Origin of the sequence: Flavobacterium aquiphilum, assembly GCF_027111335.1 — a bacterium.
Lineage (GTDB): Bacteria > Bacteroidota > Bacteroidia > Flavobacteriales > Flavobacteriaceae > Flavobacterium > Flavobacterium aquiphilum.
Map to the genome: position 1 here is coordinate 4,879,591 of NZ_CP114288.1, position 24,657 is coordinate 4,904,247.

Annotated in this window: 24 protein-coding genes; 16 read left to right on the top strand and 8 right to left on the bottom strand. The window is 34.0% G+C overall.

Features of this window, described 5'->3' with window-relative positions; genetic code table 11:
- Positions 1 to 6: 6 nt before the first annotated feature.
- On the bottom strand, positions 7 to 711 hold the full coding sequence (locus OZP12_RS19835; RefSeq protein WP_281226820.1) for a type ISP restriction/modification enzyme: 705 nt from the start codon (positions 709 to 711) through the stop codon (positions 7 to 9).
- A 272-nt stretch (positions 712 to 983) separates the two neighbouring features.
- On the opposite strand from OZP12_RS19835, the gene OZP12_RS19840 reads away from it, so the two are divergent.
- The 7 genes from OZP12_RS19840 to OZP12_RS19870 all read left to right on the top strand — a co-directional run bounded on the left by OZP12_RS19840 (position 984) and on the right by OZP12_RS19870 (position 8,994).
- Positions 984 to 3,527 carry a PAS domain-containing sensor histidine kinase gene (locus tag OZP12_RS19840; protein ID WP_281226821.1) on the top strand — a complete coding sequence of 848 codons (2,544 nt, stop codon included), beginning with the start codon at positions 984 to 986 and terminating at the stop codon, positions 3,525 to 3,527.
- Between the two features lie 183 nt (positions 3,528 to 3,710).
- Entirely contained in the window at positions 3,711 to 5,036 is a 1,326-nt protein-coding gene (locus OZP12_RS19845; RefSeq protein WP_281226822.1) for a trigger factor, read from the top strand.
- Positions 5,037 to 5,267: 231 nt separating this feature from the next.
- Positions 5,268 to 5,939 carry an ATP-dependent Clp endopeptidase proteolytic subunit ClpP gene (clpP, locus tag OZP12_RS19850; RefSeq protein WP_281229098.1) on the top strand — a complete coding sequence of 224 codons (672 nt, stop codon included), beginning with the start codon at positions 5,268 to 5,270 and terminating at the stop codon, positions 5,937 to 5,939.
- An 89-nt stretch (positions 5,940 to 6,028) separates the two neighbouring features.
- Entirely contained in the window at positions 6,029 to 7,261 is a 1,233-nt protein-coding gene (gene clpX / locus OZP12_RS19855) for an ATP-dependent Clp protease ATP-binding subunit ClpX (RefSeq protein ID WP_281226823.1), read from the top strand.
- A gap of 147 nt (positions 7,262 to 7,408) precedes the next feature.
- Positions 7,409 to 7,813 (top strand): SRPBCC family protein, encoded by a 405-nt coding sequence (locus OZP12_RS19860; protein ID WP_281226824.1) that lies wholly within the window; start codon positions 7,409 to 7,411, stop codon positions 7,811 to 7,813.
- A gap of 95 nt (positions 7,814 to 7,908) precedes the next feature.
- Complete coding sequence (locus tag OZP12_RS19865) at positions 7,909 to 8,349, top strand: VOC family protein (RefSeq protein WP_281226825.1); 441 nt, start codon at positions 7,909 to 7,911, stop codon at positions 8,347 to 8,349.
- A gap of 114 nt (positions 8,350 to 8,463) precedes the next feature.
- Entirely contained in the window at positions 8,464 to 8,994 is a 531-nt protein-coding gene (locus tag OZP12_RS19870) for an SRPBCC family protein (RefSeq protein WP_281226826.1), read from the top strand.
- A gap of 55 nt (positions 8,995 to 9,049) precedes the next feature.
- Here OZP12_RS19870 and OZP12_RS19875 read toward each other — a convergent pair whose 3' ends face one another.
- From OZP12_RS19875 to OZP12_RS19895, 5 genes are all read right to left on the bottom strand, one after another.
- Positions 9,050 to 9,871 carry an MOSC domain-containing protein gene (locus OZP12_RS19875; RefSeq protein WP_281226827.1) on the bottom strand — a complete coding sequence of 274 codons (822 nt, stop codon included), beginning with the start codon at positions 9,869 to 9,871 and terminating at the stop codon, positions 9,050 to 9,052.
- Positions 9,872 to 9,992: 121 nt separating this feature from the next.
- The gene (locus OZP12_RS19880) at positions 9,993 to 10,346 is read right to left on the bottom strand and encodes a heavy metal-binding domain-containing protein (protein WP_281226828.1); all 354 of its coding nucleotides are present in this window, start codon (positions 10,344 to 10,346) and stop codon (positions 9,993 to 9,995) included.
- A 26-nt stretch (positions 10,347 to 10,372) separates the two neighbouring features.
- Positions 10,373 to 10,717 (bottom strand): phage holin family protein, encoded by a 345-nt coding sequence (locus OZP12_RS19885; RefSeq protein WP_281226829.1) that lies wholly within the window; start codon positions 10,715 to 10,717, stop codon positions 10,373 to 10,375.
- Positions 10,718 to 10,772: 55 nt separating this feature from the next.
- Positions 10,773 to 11,534 carry an alpha/beta fold hydrolase gene (locus OZP12_RS19890; protein WP_281226830.1) on the bottom strand — a complete coding sequence of 254 codons (762 nt, stop codon included), beginning with the start codon at positions 11,532 to 11,534 and terminating at the stop codon, positions 10,773 to 10,775.
- A 79-nt stretch (positions 11,535 to 11,613) separates the two neighbouring features.
- Positions 11,614 to 12,327 (bottom strand): pyridoxine 5'-phosphate synthase, encoded by a 714-nt coding sequence (locus tag OZP12_RS19895; protein WP_281226832.1) that lies wholly within the window; start codon positions 12,325 to 12,327, stop codon positions 11,614 to 11,616.
- A gap of 114 nt (positions 12,328 to 12,441) precedes the next feature.
- Here OZP12_RS19895 and OZP12_RS19900 point away from each other — a divergent pair, with 114 nt between their 5' ends.
- The 8 genes from OZP12_RS19900 to murI all read left to right on the top strand — a co-directional run bounded on the left by OZP12_RS19900 (position 12,442) and on the right by murI (position 20,986).
- Positions 12,442 to 13,101: a CBS domain-containing protein gene (locus OZP12_RS19900; protein WP_281226833.1), complete on the top strand. Its 660-nt coding sequence runs from the start codon at positions 12,442 to 12,444 to the stop codon at positions 13,099 to 13,101.
- A gap of 62 nt (positions 13,102 to 13,163) precedes the next feature.
- Positions 13,164 to 14,048, top strand: a complete 885-nt coding sequence (locus OZP12_RS19905; RefSeq protein WP_281226835.1) for an NAD kinase — start codon at positions 13,164 to 13,166, stop codon at positions 14,046 to 14,048.
- A 147-nt stretch (positions 14,049 to 14,195) separates the two neighbouring features.
- Positions 14,196 to 14,873 carry a type IX secretion system protein PorG gene (gene porG / locus OZP12_RS19910; protein ID WP_281226836.1) on the top strand — a complete coding sequence of 226 codons (678 nt, stop codon included), beginning with the start codon at positions 14,196 to 14,198 and terminating at the stop codon, positions 14,871 to 14,873.
- Between the two features lie 7 nt (positions 14,874 to 14,880).
- Positions 14,881 to 15,618: an undecaprenyl pyrophosphate synthase gene (gene uppS, locus OZP12_RS19915; protein ID WP_281226837.1), complete on the top strand. Its 738-nt coding sequence runs from the start codon at positions 14,881 to 14,883 to the stop codon at positions 15,616 to 15,618.
- On the top strand, positions 15,551 to 18,295 hold the full coding sequence (locus tag OZP12_RS19920) for a BamA/OMP85 family outer membrane protein (RefSeq protein WP_432419533.1): 2,745 nt from the start codon (positions 15,551 to 15,553) through the stop codon (positions 18,293 to 18,295). The genes uppS and OZP12_RS19920 overlap by 68 nt, the downstream gene beginning before the upstream one ends.
- 46 nt (positions 18,296 to 18,341) lie before the next feature.
- Entirely contained in the window at positions 18,342 to 19,559 is a 1,218-nt protein-coding gene (locus OZP12_RS19925) for an OmpH/Skp family outer membrane protein (protein ID WP_349293562.1), read from the top strand.
- Between the two features lie 40 nt (positions 19,560 to 19,599).
- On the top strand, positions 19,600 to 20,100 hold the full coding sequence (locus OZP12_RS19930) for an OmpH/Skp family outer membrane protein (protein ID WP_281226840.1): 501 nt from the start codon (positions 19,600 to 19,602) through the stop codon (positions 20,098 to 20,100).
- A gap of 109 nt (positions 20,101 to 20,209) precedes the next feature.
- Positions 20,210 to 20,986 (top strand): glutamate racemase, encoded by a 777-nt coding sequence (gene murI / locus OZP12_RS19935; protein WP_281226841.1) that lies wholly within the window; start codon positions 20,210 to 20,212, stop codon positions 20,984 to 20,986.
- Between the two features lies 1 nt (position 20,987).
- Here murI and bamG read toward each other — a convergent pair whose 3' ends face one another.
- Entirely contained in the window at positions 20,988 to 22,226 is a 1,239-nt protein-coding gene (gene bamG, locus OZP12_RS19940) for a BamG family beta-barrel-assembly machinery protein (protein WP_281226842.1), read from the bottom strand.
- Complete coding sequence (locus OZP12_RS19945) at positions 22,227 to 23,546, bottom strand: DUF4270 family protein (protein ID WP_281226843.1); 1,320 nt, start codon at positions 23,544 to 23,546, stop codon at positions 22,227 to 22,229. It lies immediately after the preceding gene.
- A 231-nt stretch (positions 23,547 to 23,777) separates the two neighbouring features.
- Between OZP12_RS19945 and OZP12_RS19950 the strand changes: the two genes are divergently transcribed.
- Positions 23,778 to 24,641: a DUF6268 family outer membrane beta-barrel protein gene (locus OZP12_RS19950; protein WP_281226845.1), complete on the top strand. Its 864-nt coding sequence runs from the start codon at positions 23,778 to 23,780 to the stop codon at positions 24,639 to 24,641.
- The last annotated feature ends 16 nt before the right edge of the window (positions 24,642 to 24,657 follow it).

The window sequence follows — 24,657 nt, forward strand, 5'->3', positions numbered from 1 at the left end:
TGGCAACTATTGCAACTTGATTTCATTTATTTTAGAAACTAATTGCTCGGTTTCTGATAATGCAAATAGTATTTTTTGATAATAAATAATGTCGTCAGGATTCATTTTTTGACCTTTTTTATTCTCAAGCCATTTTTGGGCTGGTTGATGATTTTGAATAGTAAAAATCCATGTCGTTTCAGGAACATTTTCAAAAAATTGTGATTCGTTAATATACACGTGACCGTAATTCTTTTCCTTTGAAGAATACATTTCAAAATGCGGATTGCTGATGATACAATTGCCCTTTACACTAAATTCTGTAATAAACATATCGCTTTTTATTTTTTTTAGCGAATGAATCTGTTTGAGTTGCGAACCTAATTCTGTCAATACCCAAAAGACTTCGGCATTACCCGGATATTGAAAACCCATTCCAAAAGATTCTTTTTCTGCCGAACTGAAATTTGAAGAATGGAATATCGCATACATATAATCTAAACTATCAACAGCGGAAAAATTCTGCCTAAATTCAGGACGAACCTCTTTATTATTCGCCATGCATACATTTCCTTCGGGATTTTTCGTTAAAACAAAATATAAACCCGTTTTTTTAGCCATTTGATTAATTATTTCCTGGGTTAAAACTGGAATTTTCCTACCAAACAATTCGGTTACCATATCGAGTTTGTATAAAGAATTTATAGTAGAAAGATATTGGTCTAGCTCCATTGCAACATTAATTTAAAGCATTGGCTTTTACAAAGATAGATTTTATGTTTGATTTATTTGGTTCTGTAGGACAAAAGAATCAACGAAGAAAATATTAACATTTTAAAAAAATATTTAACTACTGGCACAGATGTTGATATTAACACTTAATTATGTTAAAAAATTGATTTATTATCAGCCTAAAAATGAAAAGAATGTAATTCTTACAATTTATTTTGTTTATACAAACGTTTAAAACAAATCGTAATCAGTTAATAATTAAAGACCATTAAATGAAATCAATTTCTAACCAGATTTTAGCGTATATTTTAATTTCGTTATGTATTGTTTTTACAGCGCACTTTTTTTATGCGATTCATATAAGAACCCAACACGAGACGGAAAAGTTAAACGAAAATTATGCTCGTGCAATCAAACGCCTAGCTATCTTTTCCGAGAAACCGATTCTGAACAAAGACATTAATCTAATTAAAGAAGATATTAATATTGAAGCTTTAGATGAAAATATTCTTTCCATCCAGATTTTAGATCAAAACAATAAGCTTTATGCAGGAGTATTGCGTACTAAAAATAGTATTCGTCCAATAAGTAATAATCAATTCCTTCCTTTACATCAGGATTCCATTATCAGACCGATCTTGTATCAAGGAAAAACGATAGGAAAAGTTGTTCTTTACATTAACGAAGAACCTTTGAAACAATATGTAGGAAAACTGAAATTCATTTTCTTCCTTGAATTATTGGCCTTTTTTTTGATTGTTGCCGTTATACTCTTTTTGGTACTTAAGATAGTGGTTATCAACCCTCTTTCAGCTTTAAAAAACTGGGTAACCTCAATTAATCTTGGTGAAAAGATGCCAGAAACAAAATTGTTTCACAGCGTTGAAATTAACACTATAATTGATTCTGTTTCCCAATTAACAGAACGCCTGACTGCTACTCTTAATGAAAATTTCAGCAAAAGCAATCAGATTTCGGAAAAAGAATCACTAATAACCTCGATAAGTACCAACTTGCCTGAAGGAATGATTTTCCGTCTTATTACTGACGATAAAGGTTCCAGAAAGTTTACCTATTTAAGTGGTTCATTTCAAAAAATATATGGTTACTCACCCGAAGAAGGAATTGCTGATCCTTTTCTTATATTTGGCCGTGTCGTTAAGGAAGACATTCAAACTTTATTGGATGCTGAGGCTGAATCTAAAAGAAATTTATCGACTTACCGAGTTGAAGTCCGCATGATCAATCCTGATGGATCTATCCGTGTGTCCCGATTTGTGTCAACACCAACTATTATGGAAGATGGCTCAGTAAGTTGGGACGGAATTGAACTTGATATAACAGATTTAAAAAAAGCACAAGATGATCTGTTTCAAAATCAATTCTTGCTGGAAAGCATAACCGATGGATTACCCGACAGTATTTTTGCAAAGGATCTGAATGGATGCTATTTGTTTGTTAATTCCGCATTGGCAAGAAGGGCAAATAAAACTCGTCAAGAACTTTTGGGAAAAAACAACAGTACCATTTTTCTTCCGCATCAAGCGAATAAAACATTGGAAAAGGACTTTGAGATTATGAAATCTGGTAAAACCCAGACTTTTGAAGAGCAATTAACCTCATCATCTGGAAATGGCACCTTTTTGACTACCAAAGGACCAATTAAAGATCCTGATGGTAAAATCGTTGGTTTATTTGGAATTGCCCGCGACATAACAGAACGTAAAAAAGCAGAAGAAAAACTGAGAGTTTCACAGGAAAAATTTGAACTTGCATTCAATTCCAGCACCAATGCTATTTTGATACAAGATGAACAAACTGGAAGATATTTGGAAGCCAATGCTTCGACCGCAAAAATATTTGGATACAGTCAAGACGAAATTTTAGGAAAGACCTCTTTAGAACTGAATTTTTACAGAAACCTAGCTTTTCGTGAAAAAATACTTAACTCCTTAAAAAATTATGGGCATATCCAAAATATGGAAATCTCAGGGCGTCACAAATCCGGAATGGATTTACACCTATTGCTGACAGTTACTCGTCTTTATATTGATGATAAACCTTTCCTGTATATCAATATGCAAGATGTTACAGAACGTAAGCAGGTAGAATTGGAGCTACAAAAACTGAATCTTGACAAAGACCGTTTTATATCTATTCTTGGACACGATTTAAGAGGCCCTGTAAACTCAATCATCGGACTATTAGATATTTTGAATATGAACATGAACGATATGAAGGAGGGGGAAATCAAAGAAATTATTTCTTTAGTCAATCACTCGGCAAGAAACACTTCCAAGCTACTAGATGATGTATTATTATGGGCTACAGCTAAGTCAGGTAAAATGAACTTCAATCCACAAAATTTGAATTTTACGGAAAACTGCCAGACAATTATCGAATTACTTCAATTCACAGCCAAATCCAAAAATATAGAAGTCGAACTGGTTAGCGAACCCTCATTAGAAGTTTACGCCGATAAAAACATGTTGGATACAATCATAAGAAATTTGATATCAAATGCCATAAAGTTCACCCATGACCATGGAAAAATTATTTTAAAAACTCAAAAAGATAATGAAAAAACTATCATATCCATTACCGATAATGGCGTAGGTATTTCTGCGAAAGACATTAGTAAAATCTTTGACAAATCACAATTATTCAGTTCAATAGGAACCAATGAAGAAAAAGGAACCGGTTTTGGATTGAAACTCTGCCAGGAATTCGTTGAAAAGCATGGCGGTAAAATTTGGGTTGAAAGTGAAGTTGAGATCGGAACTACTTTTTATTTTTCATTGCCAAATGCAAAATAAAACTAATCTGTTTTGAATTTAAAACAGCTAGGGATAATTATTTATTTGATCAACAAACGATAGGTTCAAGCTCATATTTTCAACAAATAATTGTCTAAAATTCAAAATCTTAAAATACTTGTTTGGGTTGCAAAAATTTCATAATTTTGCAACCCAATTTTATAATGTAAATTAAAGAAGAAGATGGATATCAAAAGAGTAGCAATAGACGCTGTAAATGAAACAATTGTGATGACAGTTGTTCACATGGATTACAAAGGACAAGTTGCAAAAAGACTGAACGAAAAAATGCCTTTGGCTCAAGTGAAAGGTTTCAGAAAAGGGCAAGTACCTAAAGACCTAGTTGAAAAACAATACGGAAAAGAAATTAAGAAGGAAGAAGTTAAGAAAGTTGTTGATTTGGCATTGGAGCGTTTTGTGCAATCTGAAAGATTGAACCTTTTGGGTACTCCCCTTGCTAAAGAAAACGAAAACTTGGATTGGAATGCTGAAGAATTAGTTTTCGAATTCGAAATTGGTTTGGTGCCAAACTTTGAATTAGACCTTGAAGCTAAAAATGATATCGTAAAATATATTGTTACTGCCGATGACAAATTAATTGACGGTCAAGTAGCACGTATCCAAAAACAATTTGGAAACGCAAATCCTGTTGAAAAAATTACCGCTGATGCTGATGTTACAGGAACTTTTACAAATGCTGAAAACGGAATTGACAACAAAACGACTTTCTCTTTAGACGTATTTAAAGACAAAGCTACTGCTGATTTGTTTATTGGTAAAGAAGTTGGAGATGTTGTAACCGTAAACACTAAAGGTTTATTTGAAGATGACCACCAATTGATGGACTATTTGAAAGTGGGTCATGATAACGTTCACACTTTGGCAGTCGATGTAGATTTTACAATCAGTGCTATCAATGTTTCTGAACCAGCTGAATTGAACCAAGAATTGTTCGACAAATTGTTCGGAGAAGGAAAAGTAGCTTCATTGGATGAATTAAAATTAAAAATCAAAGAAGATGCTGAGTCTCAATTTGCTGTACAAGCAGACCAAAAATTATTGGCTGACGTTCAAAACTTCTTGATTGAAAATACAAAATTTGATTTACCATCTGAATTCTTAATCAAATGGTTGCAAACAGTTGGAGAAAAACAATTGACTCAAGAAGAGGCTATAGTTGAATACGCAAGATCTGAAAGAGGTTTACGTTTCCAATTGATCGAAGGAAAAGCAATGGCTTCTAGCAATATCCAAATCACTTTTGAAGATTTGAAAGCATTTACAACAAACGCTATCAGACAGCAAATGGCTCAATTTGGACAAACAAACCCAACTGACGAAGAAGTTCAGGGAATTGTAGCTAGAGTATTATCTAATCAAGATGAAGTAAAAAGACTTTCTGACCAAGTTGTAGCAGCTAAATTACTTGATTTATTCAAAGAAAAGGCGAATCCAACTACTAAAGAAGTAACTTACGAAGAATTTATTGCAGCTTCTTACGGAGAATAAATTATAAAAAATAAGTATATTTGAGCGTCAAAAGATATTTTGTTTTGACGCTCTTTTGTTTAAATTAGGTCTAATAAAACTAAAATGATTTAAAAAAGAGTTCTGTTTGTTTATTAAAAAATGACAAACGAGACAGTTTGTCACAAAAAACAAAAAGGAACAACCTTTGCTTTACCTTTTAGACAAAAAACATTAGAAAATATACCTTATAAACTTATAAACTTTTTTAAAATGGACTACGGAAAAGAATTCAAAAAATTTGCAATTAAGGGTCAGGGAGTAAACGCAATGTATTATGACAAAATGATTGCAGCCATGAACCCAAAAAGTATGACCCCATACATCATTGAAGAACGCCAATTGAACATTTCACAATTGGATGTATTTTCGAGATTAATGATGGACAGAATTATTTTCCTTGGAACAGGAATTGACGATCAAATCGCAAACATCGTTCAGGCCCAATTATTATTCCTGGAAAGTGCCGATGCTTCAAAAGATATTCAGATTTATTTGAATTCACCCGGAGGAAGTGTTTATGCCGGTTTGGGAATTTATGACACGATGCAATACATTAAACCTGATGTTGCAACAATTTGTACAGGAATGGCCGCTTCGATGGGAGCAGTACTTTTGTGTGCAGGAGCAGCAGGTAAACGTTCGGCTTTGCCGCATTCACGCGTTATGATTCATCAACCGTCAGGAGGAGCACAAGGTGTTGCTACCGATATGGAAATAAACCTACGTGAAATGTTGAAATTGAAAGATGAGTTATACCAAATTATTTCTCACCATTCAGGGCAAACTTTCGAAAGAGTACACAAAGACAGCGAACGCGATTATTGGATGATTGCTGACGAAGCCAAAGAATACGGAATGATTGATGAAGTTTTAAGAAGATAAATAAAGTTAGAAATTAGAAATTAGAAGTTAGAAGATGAAAAGAAACAGCTAACTTCTAACTTCTAACTTCCAACTTCTAAGCTCAAAAGATGGCAAAACAAGTATTACAATGTTCTTTCTGCGGAAGGAAAAAACCGGAAACCAATTTATTGATTGCTGGAATCGATGCACACATTTGTGATAAATGCATCGAGCAGGCACACGGAATTGTTCTGGAGGAATTAAAAACAAACCGAGGTTCGAAACTGGTTGGTGATTTGATTTTAAAGAAACCAAAAGAAATCAGGGCATTTTTGGACCAATACGTTATTGGACAGGAACAAACCAAAAAAGTAATGTCGGTTGCGGTTTACAATCACTACAAACGTTTAATGCAACAGCAATTGGACGACGAGGTAGAGATTGAAAAAAGTAACATCATTATGGTTGGGCAAACCGGTACAGGAAAAACATTGGTTGCCAAAACCATAGCCAAAATGCTGGACGTGCCGCTTGCCATTGTTGATGCAACTGTACTTACCGAAGCCGGTTATGTAGGAGAAGATGTTGAAAGTATTTTGACTCGTCTTTTACAAGCTGCCGATTATGATGTAACCAAAGCTGAAAGAGGAATTGTTTTCATTGATGAAATCGACAAAATTGCCCGTAAAAGCGATAACCCTTCCATCACCCGTGATGTTTCGGGAGAGGGAGTGCAACAGGCTTTATTGAAATTATTGGAAGGAACAGTGGTGAATGTACCGCCAAAAGGTGGCCGTAAACATCCTGATCAAAAATTTGTTGAAGTAAACACACAAAATATTTTGTTCATTGCCGGTGGTGCTTTTGATGGTGTTGAGCGCATTATTTCAAAACGTTTGAATCGTCAGGCAGTAGGTTATTCTACATCGAAAAATGTGGACAATATCGACAAGGACAATTTGTTGCAATACATTATCCCAAAAGACATCAAGGATTTTGGATTAATTCCTGAAATCATTGGGCGTTTGCCCGTTTTGACACACATGGATCCTTTGGACAGGGAAACGTTGCGTGCAATTTTAACCCAACCAAAAAATGCTTTGATCAAACAATATCAAAAACTGTTTTTGATGGACGAAGTAGAGTTCACCATTACTGATGAAGCACTTGATTTTATTGTTGAAAAAGCATTGGAATACAAATTGGGCGCCCGCGGATTACGTTCGTTATGCGAAGCCATCCTTACCGATGCCATGTATGAATTGCCAAGTTCCGATGATAAAAAATTAGAAATTAACATGGAATATGCTAAGGTTACATTGAACAAAAATTTATTGAAACGCTTAGAAATTGCTTCTTAGACATTGAAAATAAAACACATAAAAACCTGCTCATTCATTGAAGCAGGTTTTTTTATGCCTAAAAATGAATAACATATAAGATTATTTGTAATTTTAATAAAAAAGCAGAAACGCAAATTTTAGACAAACAAAAAAACTTAAATAATTATGATAACAGTTCAATCGAACATCAACGCCCCAATAGACAAAGTTTGGGAATGCTGGACAAGCCCGGAACACATAACCAAATGGAACAATGCCTCAGATGATTGGCACACACCTTATGCCGAAAACGATTTGCGTACCGGAGGGAAATTCAAATCAACTATGGCTGCCAAAGACGGATCCATGAGTTTTGATTTTGAAGGTGAATATACTTTAGTGAGCCAAAATAAAGACATTCAATATCTAATGGCCGACGGAAGAAAAGTCGAAGTAAGTTTCAAAGAAACTTCAAATGGCGTTGAAATTATCGAAAGTTTTGATCCAGAAACCCTAAATCCAGAGGAAATGCAACGAGGCGGTTGGCAGGCTATTTTGGATAATTTCAAAAAATATACTGAAAGCCTCTAATGAGTTCCTAAGATTCCAAACTACAAAGACACTTAGAATCTCAAACTTAGAGCCTTAAAAACTTAAAGAAAAACTAATCTAAATTTTTAAATGTTATGGCAGCAATCAATCCGTATTTACTTTTTAATGGCAACTGTGAAGAAGCTTTTTTGTTTTATCAGTCGGTTTTTGGGGGAGAATTCCCTTATGTAGGAAAGTTTAGTGACATGCCCGCAGATGCAGCTGGTGGTGGATCAATATCTGAAGAAGATAAAAACAGAATCATGCATATTTCCCTACCAATAGGAAAAGATTCTATTTTGATGGGAAGCGATAGTAATTCTGCTAGTGGTCCGGTTGCGTTTGGTTCCAATATTTCTATTTCAATCAACACTGAAAGCAGAGACGAAGCCGACAAGCTCTTTAACGGATTATCTGCCGGAGGAAGCCCTTTTATGCCAATGAGCCAAACTTTTTGGGGAGCTTATTTTGGGATGTTTGTGGACAAATTCGGGATTCACTGGATGGTAAACTTTGATGAGACTCCAAATAAATAATCTGAAGCTTTATGAAATGAGCATGACTGCAAATTGGTCAAAAATACCAATGATGATATGCGAATTACTCCCGATAGCTATCGGGAGACCGATAAAAACAATAAATATCAACATATGAAAATACTTAAATTTTTAGGCTTAGGGATAGTTGGAATTATTGTGCTGTTGTTACTCGTTGCACTTTTCATTCCAAACGATTATACGGTTTCGGTTTCAACAACCATTGACAAACCGAAAAAAGAGGTTTTTGATTATGTGAAATTGGTTAAAAACCAGGAATACTATAGTGTTTGGGTAATGCAGGATCCGAATGTAAACATGAAATACGAAGGTGTTGACGGAACTACCGGTTTCAAAGCTTCTTGGGACAGTAAAGATGACAATGTAGGAGCTGGATCTCAACAAATAACAGCCATTTCTGAAGAAAGAATCGATGTCGATTTGCATTTTGTAAGACCAATGGAAGGTGAAGCCAAAGCAAGTACAATGTTAGAATCAGTATCTGAAAATCAAACAAAAATTACCGCTGAATTTTACGGGCATTCGTCTTATCCAATGAATTTAATGAACTTCATGGGAGAGAAATACATTAGCGAAGCTGAAAACAAAAATTTAGCCAATTTGAAAAAGATTCTGGAGAAATAATTCCTTAAAGAACACATATTAAACCTGCCACATTTGAAAAACTGGCAGTTTTTTTTTATTTCTTAAAACTCAAAACCCGGACAATATCACCAACCATAACTGTCCCTAGCCCCAATCCAATAAGATTTTCGCCAAACAACACATTATTCCCAAAATTTCTATACTGTGACAATGTTTTCAAAGGGTCTTTACCAGAAACAACACCCTTTTCCTGATCTACAGTTGTCATCACACATCGGGAACAAGGTTTCACCCCAACAAAAGGCACATTCCCGATTCTAAATTCACGCCAAGTATCCTCTTCAAAAGCTTCTCCATTGGTAAAAACAAAATTAGGTCGGAATCGATTCATCGGAACCTTAACTTCCAGCCTCCCGTTCAAATCATCCAATGAAGACTGGCCTATAATCAAAAAAGGATAAGCATCCGAAAAAGAAGTATTTTCATCGCCTGTGATTGCATAATCAGGATCAACCTTTCTCTCACTCTCATCAGGCATATACACTAACCGCACTGAGAATCCTAATCGTTTAGTAAACCACTCTGTCGCCTTTTGGCTTACTTCAAAAGCATCAATCGTATCATCCCAAACCGTAACTTCAATTTTGAATGTTGTATCCAAAAAAATAGGTCGAAGCGGAATTTCAATTGAATCCGACAATTCCCGATGAGTAATTCTCAAGAAATCACCAGCAATTTCAGGACGAAAAAGAGCTAATTCGGGATATTCCCTTTGGGATAAAAACCGACCATTATCATCCACCAACAACCATCTTCTATCCAATTCCAAACCACGATCGGTTACAAAGGCTTCTTTCAACGAAATACCTCCTAACGATTTTACTGGATACACCCAGATTTCTGACAGTTCCATCATATCATTATTTTTTTCAAATCTACAAATAATCAACTATTACTGACATATTCAAGTCTTCCCTATTTTAAACAAAAAACAGCCTTATCAAAAGGCTGTTAGAAATCTATAATTTCAGTTTTATTTATTTTTTCTCTGTTTTCCTTTCAGTCATTGCCATACCACATTTTGGGCATTTCCCTGGTTTATCAGAACTTGAACCATCCATTGTGCAAACATATTTGCTTTTTTGGACAGTTGCAGCCGGAGCAGCTTTTGCAGTAGCATCATGTTTATGAACTGTTTCTTTACTAGCTACTAAATCCATTCCACACTTGCTACATTTCCCTTTTTTATCACTTATTTCTTTGGGATGCATTGGGCAAACATACATTGTTTTTTGAACTTCTTTTTTAGGAGCTAAGGCAGTTGTTTGAGCTGACACTGCAGTTCCAATAGTAAAAAAGAATACGGTTAATGCAATAATTATCGATTTCATTATTTTAGTTTTAATTGATTAATAGACTATTTATCGCTACCAACGATAGAATAAACGATAGACTGTGACAAGGAGAGTATAATACTGAAAAATATGGCAACCCATAACGAATCAACAGTAAAACCACCCACAATTTTGGTACATAGCAGTATCATCAAACCATTTACCACCAATAAAAATAATCCTAAAGTCACTATTGTAAAAGGCAAAGTCAGCAATACCATAATGGGCTTGATAAAGACGTTAAGTAGAGCTAAAACAACAGCTACTACCATTGCCGTAAATGGCCCAGCCACATGTACACCTGGTAAAAAATGAGCAATCCCAAAAACTAATCCTGCCGTAACAATAATTCTAATGATTAAATTCATAGCCCCGTTTTTTTAAATTTCAATAAATATAATAAATTTTAAATACTTTGTTAAATTATTTTAAAAAAGTACTCACTAATTCATAAAACATTGCTGGATCTTCAGCATGAAGCCAATGTCCCACATTTGGAATTGTAACCACCTCAGAAGATGGAAAATGTTCTTTGATTCCATCAAAATCATTATCAAGAATATAATTGGAATTTCCACCTCGAATAAAAAGTGTCGGTTTATCAAAAGTGAGTCCAGAACCTAATGCCTTACCGATTTCTTCAATCTTTCTATTGAAAACGTCCAAATTAAATCGAAAAGCCAATTGCCCTGGCTCTTGCCAATATAAACTTTTCATCAAAAACTGGCGTGTTCCAAAGTCGGGAATATAATTCTTCATAATCTCCTCAACCTCATTTCTACTTGGCTTAACCGAAAAATCAACTGCATTAAGTCCAGCTAATATATCCTGATGGTGAGGTGCATAAAATTTAGGTCCAATATCGGCCACCACCAATCTATTGACCAAATCCGGATAGGATGTCGCCAAAAGCATTGCCGTTTTACCGCCCATAGAATGACCAATAACATCAATGGATTCTAATCCGTTTTCTTGACAATAATCAAAAACATCCTGAACCATATCTTCATAACTGAATTCTTCTGAATGAAAACTTCGTCCATGATTGCGCAAATCCAACATATGCACTTGAAAACCGTCAGCAGCAAATTGGCTTCCCAATGTTTTCCAATTGTCAGACATTCCGAGAAAACCATGAATAATAACTAAAGGTTTCCCTGAACCTTCTATTTTTGAGTAAAGCATTACGATTTTAGATTGCAGATTTTAGATTTTAGATTGCAGATTAAAACCTACATTAAAAATCATCTATCTTGTTTATTAACTATTTTAATTTTTGCAGATACATATTGACCACATTGTCCAAACCAAGATACAAAGCCTCGGCAATCAAAGCATGACCGATAGAAACCTCTAATAACCCAGGAATATTTTGTTTAAAAAACTGAATATTATCCAAACTTAAATCGTGTCCTGCATTGATTCCTAAACCTAATTCATTAGCCAAAACTGCCGATTCAACATAAGGAATAATCCCTTTTTCGTTTCCTAAACCGTATTGATGGGCAAAGGATTCTGTGTATAACTCGATTCTATCTGTTCCGGTTTTTTTCGCTCCTTCGATCATATCTAATTGAGGATCAACAAAAATAGAAGTTCTAATACCGTTACGTTGAAATTCTTGAATCATCTCAGTTAAGTATTCCTGATTTTTTACTGTGTCCCAACCTGCAGAAGAAGTAATGGCTCCAATCGCATCTGGAACAAGAGTTACTTGATCTGGTTTACATTCCAACACTAAATCAATAAAATTATGCTGTGGATTTCCCTCAATGTTATATTCGGTATAAACAATAGATTTTAAATCACGAGCATCTTGATAACGAATATGACGTTCATCTGGACGTGGATGAATTGTGATTCCCTGAGCACCAAACTTCTGAATATCTGTGGCTACTTTCAGTAAATCAGGCACATTTCCGCCACGAGCATTGCGCAAAGTGGCTATTTTATTTATATTAACACTAAGTTTTGTCATAGAAACAGTTATTTATCGTGTATTATTATTTTTGACAATGCAAAAATACAAAGTAAAAGGTAGCATATTTTGTATATTTTTGATTATTTTGCATCGATTATAGAGGATAGATTTATGACAAATTTAAAAGATTACATCACAAACGACTACAAAGCAATTGATGCTCAAGAAACTATTGGATCCGTTCAAGATTTTTTTGGTGATTTATCCTTTTCCCACTTCCCTATTATTGAAGATGAAATTTTCATCGGAAGTATTGCTGCCGAAGACATTGAAACTTTCGACAGTGACAAAAAAATCAACGATTACAAATACGTCCTGGAACATTTTTTTGCCAGAACCGACATGATTTGGCTAGATGTCTTAGAAGTTTTTGCCAAAAACCACACAAACTTGGTTCCTATCTTAGACGAAAACAATAAATATGTTGGGTATTATGAAATCGAGGACATCATCAAGTTTTTTCATGAAACCCCTTTCTTAAAAGAGCCGGGAGTCATTATTATAGTGAGAAAAAACACTATTGATTATTCAATGAGTCAAATTACACAAATTGTCGAAAGCAATAATGGTAAGCTTTTAGGCCTTTTTATCTCAAATTCGGATGTTGACACCACAGAAGTAACTATCAAAATTAGCGTAGGTTCATTAAACGAAATTATTCAAACTTTCAGAAGATACAACTACGATATCATTTCGGAACATAACGAGGACAATTACATCAAAACCCTAAAAGATCGTTCGGATTATTTAGACAAATACCTGAACATGTAATTTTCTGGATTACAACATTTAAAATCCAAAGACACCAATAACACAAATCAAAAACAAAAGAAATGAAAGTAGCTATTTTTGGCCAATATTATTTAGTGAGTACAGAACCTATCATAAAAGACATTTTTCTGTTTTTCAAGAATAATAATGTGGAAATGGTTATAGAAGATAATTTCTTGAACATGTTGTATGAAAAAAAAATCATAGAAAACAAATACAACACTTTTGCTTCCCATGACGAGCTGGATTCTAGTTTTGACATGTTGATTAGTATTGGTGGAGACGGAACTATGCTAAGAGCGGTTACTTTAGTCCGCGATTCTGGAGTTCCAATTTTGGGAATAAACGCCGGGAGATTGGGATTTTTGGCAACTGTACAAAAAGAAAACATAGCTGCCTTTATGCAAATTGTTATTGACAAAAAATATAAAATCTCGAAAAGAGCATTATTAAGCCTTACCTCTGATCCCGAAAACAAAACTATTGAAGGGCTTAACTTTGCCTTGAATGAAATAAGCGTGGGCAGAAAGGACACTACTTCCATGATAACTATAGAAACGTATTTGGACGATGAATTTTTGAATTCTTATTGGGCAGACGGTTTAATTATTGCAACTCCAACAGGAACAACTGGTTATTCATTGAGCTGTGGCGGGCCAATTTTAACTCCCGATGTAAAAAGTTTGGTAATTACCCCAATCGCTCCGCACAATTTGAATGCAAGACCTCTTGTAATTCCAGATACAACTGAAATACGTATAAAAGTTTCCGGAAGAGAAGAACAATACCTTGTATCGCTCGATTCCAGAATTACAAGTGCCACAAATGACACTATTTTGACCATAAAAAAAACGAATTTCGAAATAAACATGGTGGAGATTCCCGGAGAAACTTTCTTAAAAACCCTGAGAACAAAATTGCTTTGGGGAGAGGATAGAAGGAATTAAACTACTATACGAATTATTCCGTTTAATCGTTAATATCATAACCTTTATATATAAAAAAAGGGATCTCGTCTAAAAAAAGACAGTATTCCTAAGATACGTATTGAATCCTATTGATAATTATTATATTTGCAGGCAATTTTATAATTTATGAATAAAATTTTCATTTCATTTTTGTGCTTTTTTACCTTTACTTCTATTCATTCCCAAATTAATGAAATAGGAGTTTTTCTTGGAGGCAGTAATCACATAGGAGACGTAGGTTCAACAACTTACATAGCTCCGAATGAGCCTGCATTTGGTATTTTATACAAATGGAATAAAAGTCCGAGACACGCATACCGATTTTCCTACACACAATCGCAAATGTCCGGCGATGACCGTGATTCAGATGAAACAGGAAGGTACAATAGAGGTTATAAGTTCAAAAACAACATTAAAGAGTTCTCTGCGGGGTTAGAATTTAATTTTTTTGATTTTAACTTACATGAATCAAAAACAAAATTAACTCCTTATGTATATTCCGGTTTAAGTTATTTCTTTTACGATGATCTATATATCATTTCGGGAGTTACACATAAAAATGGCATAAAAAGCAATGTTGCCATACCAATGACGGTTGGTATCAAATCAAATATTTCAAGAAGTTTTGTTTTAGCTTTAGAAGTTGGTGCTCGATACACTTTTACAGATAATCTTGATGGAAGTCATCCGAGTGATGGTAGTTTACCCAAATTTGGAAATTTAAACAATAATGATTGGTATGTTTTCTCAGGATTAACATTAACCTATACTTTCGGAGAAAAACCGTGTTACTGCGCAGAATAAATTTAAGATGTTAAAAGAACAAATAAATAAAGACAATATCCCAAAACATGTAGCCATCATTATGGATGGTAATGGTCGTTGGGCGAAACAACAAGGTTTTATCAGAACACTTGGACATAAAACTGGTTCAAAATCATTAAAAAAAATCATTAAAGAAAGTTCGGACATAGGAATCGAATACCTGACCCTATATGCGTTTTCCACTGAAAACTGGAACAGGCCTAAGCTTGAAGTAGATACCTTAATGAAGGTTTTGATTAATACTTTAAAAAAAGAACTCAAAACCATGCTGGAAGACAACGTTAAGATGAATGCGATCGGCAATTTGGACAAACTCCCAGAAAATGCACAAAAGCAATTATTTGAGGTAATTGAAAAAACAAAAGACAATACAAAATTAACAATAACACTTGCCTTGAGCTACGGATCTAGGGAAGAATTAGTTAATGCAGTACGAATAATCAGCGATAAAGTTAAAAATAATATAATTTCAATAGACAATATTGACGATTCAATTATAAATGAGCATCTTTACACGCATAATCTGCCAGATGTTGATTTATTGATAAGAACAAGTGGTGAGTATAGAATAAGTAATTTTCTACTTTGGCAAATAGCTTATTCAGAATTATACTTTACCGATGTCTTATGGCCAGACTTTAAAGAAAAAGATTTACATCAGGCAATCATTGCTTATCAAAAAAGAGAGCGTCGATTTGGAAAAACAAGTGAACAAATTAAATAATATTTTAGTGTTACATAAAAGCATAAAACTAGTCCTTACCTTTTTAATTTTAGGAGTATTCACTCAAATTAAGGCGCAAGACAGAGTACCGTTTGACCAAGGTAAAAAATACATATTAGCGGACGTAAAAGTAGTTGGAGATATCAGTTTCAACCCTCAAACGGTAGTTACCTTTGCCGGTTTGGAAAAAGGGCAAGAAATCACAGTGCCAGGGGAACAAATTAGTGCTTCTATAAAAAAACTGGGAAAACTGGGACTTTTTGATGAAATTTCATTTTATGTAAATAAAATAGAAAACGATAGCATTTATTTGGACTTGAACATTAAAGAATTGCCAAAAATCAACGAAGTGAAGTTTGTAGGGGTATCCAAAAGCAAAACTGAATCTTTTATTAAAGACAATGGTTTGACCAATGGCAAAATCGTAACCGAAAATTTAATCACCACCACAAAAAATTATATTGAGAAAAAATATAAAAAAGACGGTTTTTTCAATGCAAAAACTTACATAACCACAACAAAAGACACGGCAAACGCCAATCATGTTAACATGCTTGTAAAAGTTGACATAGGCGAAAAAGTAAAAGTCTATAAAATTGATTTCGAAGGCAACAAAGAAGTTTCAAGTGACAAACTCCATGCTGCCATGAAAAACACAAAAGAGAAAAACATTACTCATGTTTTAAAGAGATCAAAGTTTATAGAAGATAAATACCAAGAAGACTTAGGAAAAATAGTTGAAGCATACAAAAAAATAGGTTATCGTGACGCCCGTGTTGTGAACGATTCCGTTACCTATAACAAAGAAAAGAAATCAGTTTATATCAAAATAAAAGTTGAAGAAGGAATTAAATATTATTTTGGTGATATTAAATTCATTGGAAACACTGTTTATTCTGACGATCAACTTAAAAGCTATCTTGGCATCCGTAAAGGAGATGTTTATAACGGTGTTTTGTTACAAGAAAGGATTGCAGATAAATCAAAGCCAGACGGAGAAGACATTACCAATTTATACCAGAATAACGGATACTTATTTTCGAACATCAATGCTGTAGAAACAAAAACAACTGATAACGTTATTGATTTTGAAATCCGTATTACAGAAGGACCAATAGCCTACTTCAATAAAATTACCGTTGTTGGAAATGATAAAACCAACGACGAAGTTATTTATAGAGAATTAAGAACACATCCGGGAGAAAAATACAACAAAGCACTATTAGTTAGAACCATAAGAGAAATTGGGCAATTAGGATTTTTTGATCCTGAAAAAATTGAACCAAAATTCAAAAATGTCGATGCTGGAGCAGGAACAGTTGATATCGAATACAACGTAGTAGAAAAAGGAGCCAGTCAAATTGAACTTCAAGGAGGATACGGTGGTGGAGGTTTCGTGGGAACTTTAGGACTTTCATTCAACAACTTTTCGGCTAGAAATTTATTCCATAAAGATGCTTATAAACCAGTTCCTATGGGAGATGGAGAAAAAGTAGCCTTACGTTTACAAGCAAGTTCTTACTACAAAACCTATAGTTTATCTTTTTCAGAGCCATGGTTTGGAGGAAAAAAACCTGTTAGCTTTAGCAGCTCATTTGCTTTTAGCCAGCAATACAGTACCAACTATCAATTGCAAAATGTAGATAAATCAAAATACATCAATATTTTATCATTGTCTGTTGGAATGGCGAAAAGGCTTACAGTACCTGATGATTTCTTTACACTTTCACAGTCTATTAGGTTCCAACGCTACGATTTGCACAACTATTATTATGGACTGTTTACCTTTGCAAATGGTCAATCGAGAAACCTGTCCTATTCTATTGGTTTAACCAGAGATAGTAGAGGTGCCAACCCGATCTTTCCAACCTATGGTGCTACCTTTGGGCTAACAGGTGAGTTTACACTACCCTATTCCTTATTTAACGGCATAAATTATGCGACATTAGGACAACAAGAAAAATATAAATATATTTACTCTGGAACTTCTTATGTAGATAATAATGATAGAGTTGTAAATGCAGGAGATTACTTAGACAAACTGCCATCATCCACTGGTTCTGTTCCAAATAAAGTTGATAACTATCAAGACGCAGTAGCCGATCCAGCTAAAGTAGATCAGGAAAAATACAAATGGCTAGAATACTATAAAGTTCAATTTACAGGAGACTGGTACACAACTTTATACAAAAAATTAGTATTGCGTACTTTAATGCAATTTGGATTTTTGGGAGCTTATAATCAAGACCGAGGGGTTATTCCTTTCGAAAGATATTATTTAGGAGGAGACGGTATGGCTGGTAGCTCAATTGACGGAAGACAAAACATACAGTTGAGAGGATATGAAAACGGTGCATTGACACCAGCAAATTCAAATGGAGATGCATATGGAGCTACTATTTACAATAAATTCTCTATGGAATTGCGTTATCCTATTACATTAAAACAATCTGCCTCTATTTATGCATTAACATTTGCAGAAGCAGGTCAATCATACGCCTCTTTATCCGATTATCAACCGTTTAATTTGGCTAGATCAGCTGGTGCCGGGCTAAGAGTATTTATGCCAGCATTTGGATTATTAGGAATTGATTTCGGTTATGGATTCGATGCTGTTCCAGGAGCGATAAAACCAAGTGGATGGCAAACACATTTTATCATAGGTCAACAATTTTAAGTAAATTTGGCTTAAATTTGGTTTAGAATTTCTAAAATTAAAAATTATGAGAAAAGAATTTTTATTTATAATTTTAGCCCTTTTTGTTGAGACTACTATAACAGCTCAAACCAGAGGAAACAAAGTTGGATATATAGACATGGAGTATATTTTACAAAATGTCCCCAACTATGTTGAAGCTAAAGCTCAATTAGAGCAGAAAGCCGAACAATGGAAAAAAGAAATTGAAGCCAAAAAAATAGAAATAAATAAACTTTCTGAAGCTTTAAAAGCTGAAAAGCCATTATTGACAGCTGAATTAATTGAGGAAAGAGAAACGGAAATAAAGTTCCTTGAAACTGAAAAATTAGATTATCAACAAAAAAGATTTGGCCCTAATGGCGATTTAGTAATACAAAAGGCAGGGTTAGTTAAACCCATCCAAGATCAAGTTTTTACCGCTGTTCAGGATATTGCAGAAGCAAAAAAATACGACTTCATATTTGACAAATCATCCCATTTAACTATTCTTTTTGCTGCGAAAAGATTTGATATTAGTGATCAAGTAATTCGAATGTTGAATCGAACCGATAAAAGAGAGCAATTATCCAAAAAGCAACTGAAAGAGGAAGAAGCGAAAGAGAAGTTAGAAGATGAAATAGATGAAAATCCAGCTGTTGCCGAAAGAGAAAAAGCATTATTAGATAAAAAAGCGGCCAGGGAAAAATTAGTTGCCGACAAAAAAGCAGCTCAGGAAGAGACCAAAAGAAAATACGAAGAAAGAAGACAACAATTATTGCAGGAAAGAGATGCTAAAAAAAATGGCACAGTTGTTGCTCCATCTAAAACAGAAGGAACAGATACTGCCAAAAAAGCAACCGAAGAGTCCAAAGCAAACATATACGAGGAACGTAAAAAAGCCTTAGAAGAAAAAAGAAAAAAAACGCTTGAAGAAAGAGAAGCTAATAAAAAAGCTACTGGAGTTGCACCGGCTAAAACAGCAGAAGACGCAAAATCTTTCACTCCAAGTACGGTGACAGACAAAACAGAGACTTCTAAAAAAGCGACAGAAGAAGTTAAGCCTGCTGATGTTAAAACAGTTGATGCAAAACCTGAGACTGAAGCACCAAAAACAAGCGTCTACGAGGAACGCAAAAAAGCTTTAGAAGAAAAAAGAAAAAAAATACTCGAAGAAAGAGAAGCTGCAAAAAAAGCAGCAGAAGAAAAAAGATTAAAAGAAATACAAGAGAAAGAAGCTTTAAAAAAAGCTAATGAAGTAAAATAAATTAACTAAACAAATTCTAATTATTTAATATTTTAAAACAATGAAACAATTCAAAACTTTATTAATTGCTGCGATACTATTTTTAGGTGCAACTCAAATTTCAAGTGCTCAAACTAAGGTAGCTCATGTCGACACACAGGAAATCATCTCTAAGATGCCAGCTATGCTTGATGCTCAAAAACAATTGGAAAAATTGAGTGGTACTTATGATGCAGAGATCAAAAAGATGATTGATGAATACCAAGCAAAATTAAAAAATTATGATGCTGAGGCATCAAAGGTAACTGAAGCTGTTAACGTAGAGCGTCAAAAAGAAGTTCAAGATATGCAAAAAAGAATCGGTGACTATAGAGATAATGCTCAAAAAGAATTGCAAAAAAAGCAAGAAGAAATCATGAAACCACTTTATGACAAAGTAAAAGCTTCTATCCAAAAAATTGGTAAAGCAAAAGGTTTCCAATATGTTCTTGACTCATCTTCACTTTTACTTGCTGATGGAACAAACATCACTGTTGACGTAAAAAAAGATTTAGGTTTTTAATATCAAACGAATCAATAACAAACTGCTCCTCCAAAGATTTGGTGTGAGCAGTTTTTTTTTACATAAAAAATTATAGTATATTTAAACTGTAGCTTTTAAATTTGCAAGCATGACAAACGATAGACCAATTGGCGTTTTTGACTCAGGAATTGGAGGAACTTCCATCTGGAAAGCCATTCATGATTTAATGCCAAATGAACAAACAATCTACCTTGCCGACAGCAAGAATGCTCCTTATGGACAAAAATCAAAAGCAGAGATCGTTGCCTTGAGCATGAAAAACACTGACTTATTGATTGAAATGGGATGCAAACTGATCGTTGTAGCCTGCAATACTGCAACAACCAATGCCATACAGGAATTAAGAGCCAAATATGATATTCCATTCATTGGCATAGAACCAGCCATAAAACCTGCAGCAACAAACTCCAAAACCCAAACAATTGGCATCTTGGCGACAAAAGGAACATTAAATAGTGAACTTTTTAATAAAACAGCAGAGAAATACCAAGACACCAAAATCATTGAGCAAATAGGTTACGGATTGGTTCAGTTAATTGAAGATGGTCAGATCAATTCTCAAGAAATGACACAACTATTATATTCCTATTTAACACCAATGATTGAGGCCAATATTGACTATCTCGTTTTAGGTTGCAGTCACTATCCTTATTTAATTCCTCAAATAAAGAAAATCCTTCCGGAACACATCCAAATCATTGATTCAGGGCAAGCTGTTGCCAAACAAACCCAAAACGTACTACGTGAAAAAGTTGGCTTTACGACTGCAAAAAACAGTAATCCAATCTTTTACACCAACACCAACCCCAAAGTTTTAAGCGAAATTCTAGAAAACAAATATCCTGTTGAAGAAAAAGATTTTTAAACTAATCTAACTTTTTCCTAACGAACCAAATCCCATCTAAATTAAGATTCAAGGTCAATTTATGATAATTTTCCTGAACTAAAGAATTTGTTATTTGTCCCTTTTGGCCATAAGAATAGGAAATAAATAACGAGGATGAAAGTTGATCTAAAGGCAATGAAAGCCCGACAGAAAAACTCTTGTCTTCAATTTTTTTATTGTCCACCTCTAAATAACCTGTGTCATAATTAAAACCTGTAGCATATTTTATCCTGTCAAAATAATTTCTGGACACTTTTTTCTTTTGATAAGAAAATCCCAATCCAAACTTTTCCTGATTGGAAAAAGTCCCATACAAATCTGATTGATTGGTAGCATCCCAAAAGTCTTTTTCATAATCAAAAGTTATGTTTAGCTTATTTTTAAAAGACTTATTGAACCCCACTCCTATTTCCAGTGGCAAATAAAAATCATCAGTATTGGATTTTACTTCATCCTCCAAATCGTAAGTTCCGGAAGTGTTTGTAACAGTAACCGATTGAATTTTGCTGGCATTTACTCTTGATGGTGATTTTACATTCAACCCAAAAGTAAGCGATGGATCTGCTTTGAATTGTGTACTTAAAATTGGACGAATACCGCTATAACTTACTTTTTTATCGATAGTTGTAACCGAGTTATTGATTTCATAAGTTCTATTATCAGTAGTATTTCCAAATAACACGGAACCAGTTAACCCAAAAGATAATTTATTACTCACTTTATAAGCATACGAAAAATCCAAATTATTCAATCCTCCAGTTCCCAATACATCCAAATAATAATATTCATTACTACTATCTATTATTGGAATTTTAAGTCCTGAAATCTTAAAAGAAGAGCTGGAATAAGGCATCATTGCTACACTAACCGCCGATTTTTTAGTGATTGGAAAAGCAAAAGCAAAATGAGAAAATTGAAAATTATTTCGATTTTCAACCCGTTGACTATTTTCAAATGAGGTCTGAATCCCTTTTCCTCCAACTTCAAAAAAGAAATTGTTCTCCGGAATATCAACAAGTGAAGCAGCATTCTTATTATTGATAAAATTTTCCGAAGACAATGCTACACCCGCTGTTCCCAAGGACGGTATCAGCCCAAAATTCGCTTCATACAGACTCCCTAACCCATAAAGAGAATAAGGCGAAGTCGAAATACTTTGAGAATGGGAGAAAAAGGACGTAAAAAACACTAAAACCAATAAAAGGCAACTCTTTTTCATTTAATAACTTATATAATAGATTTGTAATTTCATATGGCTCTCTTTACTATACTGATCACCTAAAGCAACTCTATCAACAACTTTGGATAAAATAGGCAACGTAAAAATCAAACCACTCTTCGAATCCGACTGCTTGAGCATTTCCTTTTGCAAAAAAGCTCCAACTGACAATTGATAACCTACTATTTCATCAAATTCGTCATTGCCTTTCGTTAAAGTTGCAACCATAGTTCCTCCACTGGAATTGGTCAGTGTTGTTTTTATTCGGTTTAATTTATCAACAACATATACATTCAAACTCTCCGGCAAAGGGAACATTTTAGAATAGGAATCCTTGACCGGTTTCATTATTAGTTTAGCATCTACAATAGCACCTTTTTCTGAAAGGTATTTCAATTGTTTGACATTGGGAAAATCGACTCGACAAACAATTCCGGTACCCGATTGAATAAATCCTTTATTACCGGTAAGTGAACTAGACAAATTTGCTTTAGCTAAAGGCAGATCTTGAATCAATGTTCCTGCCCGGTCTGAAGAAATAGCGTTGAACTGCTTAGTAGCATCAGAAATAGCAAAATCCATGTGATATTTATTTCCAGCATCTCCTTTCCCTTTAGAATAATACAGACGAAGTACACTTGATAAGTTAAATCCAATTACACTGTTAGAATTTCCGGATTCAGAACTTATTACAAAACCTTTCAAATAATCCGTAAAATCATCATAACTGGTAATTTCATTATTTTTAAATTTATTGAAGAACTCTAAACCGAATTCGTTACTCACTTTAATATTGATACTATCTCTGCCAATTGGTTTTGGCTTGTAGCTTATTGTTCCCAAAATAGGACTGTCATAAGTTAAACTGGAACTATTGTAAAAACTTTTATCGTCTTTATTCGGTTTAAAGTTTTGTGTAATTCTTCGAATATTTAACGTCTGTACTTTTGTAGTATCTGCAAAATAATAATCATCATATCTCAAAATCATCGCAATCGAATCAAACACATATCCAGTAGATTCGGTATCTGAACTCGAATTAAGATTGAAAGATGTTGTCGCAACTTGAAAATAACTGTCTGATTTTACTTTTCCAAAAAGAGGATCATCATAATTCCCTACTAAAATTCTACTTTGATTGGAAGTTACTAGAGAATCTAACTTTATATTGGAAACATCAATGTTTACGGTATCAATCTCAATTACTTTATTTTTTATCGCCAAATAATCTGCCCCTACCACAAATTCCCCTGCGTCTGTATCCGAATCGCAGGAAACGATCAATAAACCCAAAAACAACAAACTCAAAAACTTGTGCATAACTATATTTTTGAGGCAAATATATAAGCGCCCTTACCTGCAGTCCTAATAACATATACGATTCCGCATAATCCATCTATAAAGAGCAACAAACAGTCTATAACTTATTATGTCTTCTAAAATCCGCATTCAGCCAAAATAATTGCCCATTTGTCTATTGAATGAAGCGATGCATATATATTCTTTTTTAATCATTGGCAACACAACTACTTTTGAACCAATAATTAAATAATGAGAATAAAAAAATTTACAAAGCTTTTGATATTGATTCCAATGTTTAGTGTTTATGCGCAAAAAGGTCTTTCTGTTGATCTGAACTTAAAAACGGAACCTATAGACAACGGCTCAATAAAACAAACCGGAATTGGGTTTATATTTCTTAAGGATATTGGAACTAAAAATAAATTGATTAGTACTTTTAAATACAAAAACACAACCGTTACAGATGAAGTCGAAACCTATTTATTGAAAAATTACACCACAAATTATAGCAGCACTAGCTTTAATAGTTTCGAAAATATTTTTGAATTTTCTCATCAGTTAACCGAAAAAACAAAATTGAACATAGAGATACAACCGACAGTTAATTATGAGAGTAACTTTGATTTTTCGGACATAAGCATTTTAGGAGGCGTTGAATTGAGCCAATCAATTAACAAAAACACCAGTATTGTTTTAGGGATAAAGAGAATGACTGTTTTTGGGAAACCCGAAATACTCCCAACATTTTCCTATAATCACCAATTCAGCGACAAGGTAAATTTAAAATTAGGATTCCCTAATGCTGAACTATCCTTCTCGAATTCGATTCGGAATAAATTTAGTTTAAACAATGACTTTAGCGGAAGCAGTTACAATCTAAATTCTCCAATAATAACCGAAGATTCAAATACCATATCAAAACTAGGATTCTCACAAATGGAAACCACATTGCAATTCGAAAGAAACTTAGATACTTCTTGGTTTCTCGACATCAAAGGAGGATATTCATCAAACAAGGAATTTAAATTTTCAGATGAAAACAGAACAACCGAAATGAATAAGGACTTAAAAAATGGCGGCGTCTATTCTGTCAGTATAAAATATAAATTTTAACAAACACCATGCACAT

Bases quoted from the DNA above. Each gene is read 5' to 3' on its own strand.
- OZP12_RS19835 (WP_281226820.1), bottom strand. From the start codon at position 711: ATGGAGCTAGACCAATATCTTTCTACTATAAATTCTTTATACAAACTC.
- OZP12_RS19840 (WP_281226821.1), top strand. From the start codon at position 984: ATGAAATCAATTTCTAACCAGATTTTAGCGTATATTTTAATTTCGTTA.
- OZP12_RS19845 (WP_281226822.1), top strand. From the start codon at position 3,711: ATGGATATCAAAAGAGTAGCAATAGACGCTGTAAATGAAACAATTGTG.
- clpP (WP_281229098.1), top strand. From the start codon at position 5,268: ATGGACTACGGAAAAGAATTCAAAAAATTTGCAATTAAGGGTCAGGGA.
- clpX (WP_281226823.1), top strand. From the start codon at position 6,029: ATGGCAAAACAAGTATTACAATGTTCTTTCTGCGGAAGGAAAAAACCG.
- OZP12_RS19860 (WP_281226824.1), top strand. From the start codon at position 7,409: ATGATAACAGTTCAATCGAACATCAACGCCCCAATAGACAAAGTTTGG.
- OZP12_RS19865 (WP_281226825.1), top strand. From the start codon at position 7,909: ATGGCAGCAATCAATCCGTATTTACTTTTTAATGGCAACTGTGAAGAA.
- OZP12_RS19870 (WP_281226826.1), top strand. From the start codon at position 8,464: ATGAAAATACTTAAATTTTTAGGCTTAGGGATAGTTGGAATTATTGTG.
- OZP12_RS19875 (WP_281226827.1), bottom strand. From the start codon at position 9,871: ATGATGGAACTGTCAGAAATCTGGGTGTATCCAGTAAAATCGTTAGGA.
- OZP12_RS19880 (WP_281226828.1), bottom strand. From the start codon at position 10,346: ATGAAATCGATAATTATTGCATTAACCGTATTCTTTTTTACTATTGGA.
- OZP12_RS19885 (WP_281226829.1), bottom strand. From the start codon at position 10,717: ATGAATTTAATCATTAGAATTATTGTTACGGCAGGATTAGTTTTTGGG.
- OZP12_RS19890 (WP_281226830.1), bottom strand. From the start codon at position 11,534: ATGCTTTACTCAAAAATAGAAGGTTCAGGGAAACCTTTAGTTATTATT.
- OZP12_RS19895 (WP_281226832.1), bottom strand. From the start codon at position 12,327: ATGACAAAACTTAGTGTTAATATAAATAAAATAGCCACTTTGCGCAAT.
- OZP12_RS19900 (WP_281226833.1), top strand. From the start codon at position 12,442: ATGACAAATTTAAAAGATTACATCACAAACGACTACAAAGCAATTGAT.
- OZP12_RS19905 (WP_281226835.1), top strand. From the start codon at position 13,164: ATGAAAGTAGCTATTTTTGGCCAATATTATTTAGTGAGTACAGAACCT.
- porG (WP_281226836.1), top strand. From the start codon at position 14,196: ATGAATAAAATTTTCATTTCATTTTTGTGCTTTTTTACCTTTACTTCT.
- uppS (WP_281226837.1), top strand. From the start codon at position 14,881: ATGTTAAAAGAACAAATAAATAAAGACAATATCCCAAAACATGTAGCC.
- OZP12_RS19925 (WP_349293562.1), top strand. From the start codon at position 18,342: ATGAGAAAAGAATTTTTATTTATAATTTTAGCCCTTTTTGTTGAGACT.
- OZP12_RS19930 (WP_281226840.1), top strand. From the start codon at position 19,600: ATGAAACAATTCAAAACTTTATTAATTGCTGCGATACTATTTTTAGGT.
- murI (WP_281226841.1), top strand. From the start codon at position 20,210: ATGACAAACGATAGACCAATTGGCGTTTTTGACTCAGGAATTGGAGGA.
- bamG (WP_281226842.1), bottom strand. From the start codon at position 22,226: ATGAAAAAGAGTTGCCTTTTATTGGTTTTAGTGTTTTTTACGTCCTTT.
- OZP12_RS19945 (WP_281226843.1), bottom strand. From the start codon at position 23,546: ATGCACAAGTTTTTGAGTTTGTTGTTTTTGGGTTTATTGATCGTTTCC.
- OZP12_RS19950 (WP_281226845.1), top strand. From the start codon at position 23,778: ATGAGAATAAAAAAATTTACAAAGCTTTTGATATTGATTCCAATGTTT.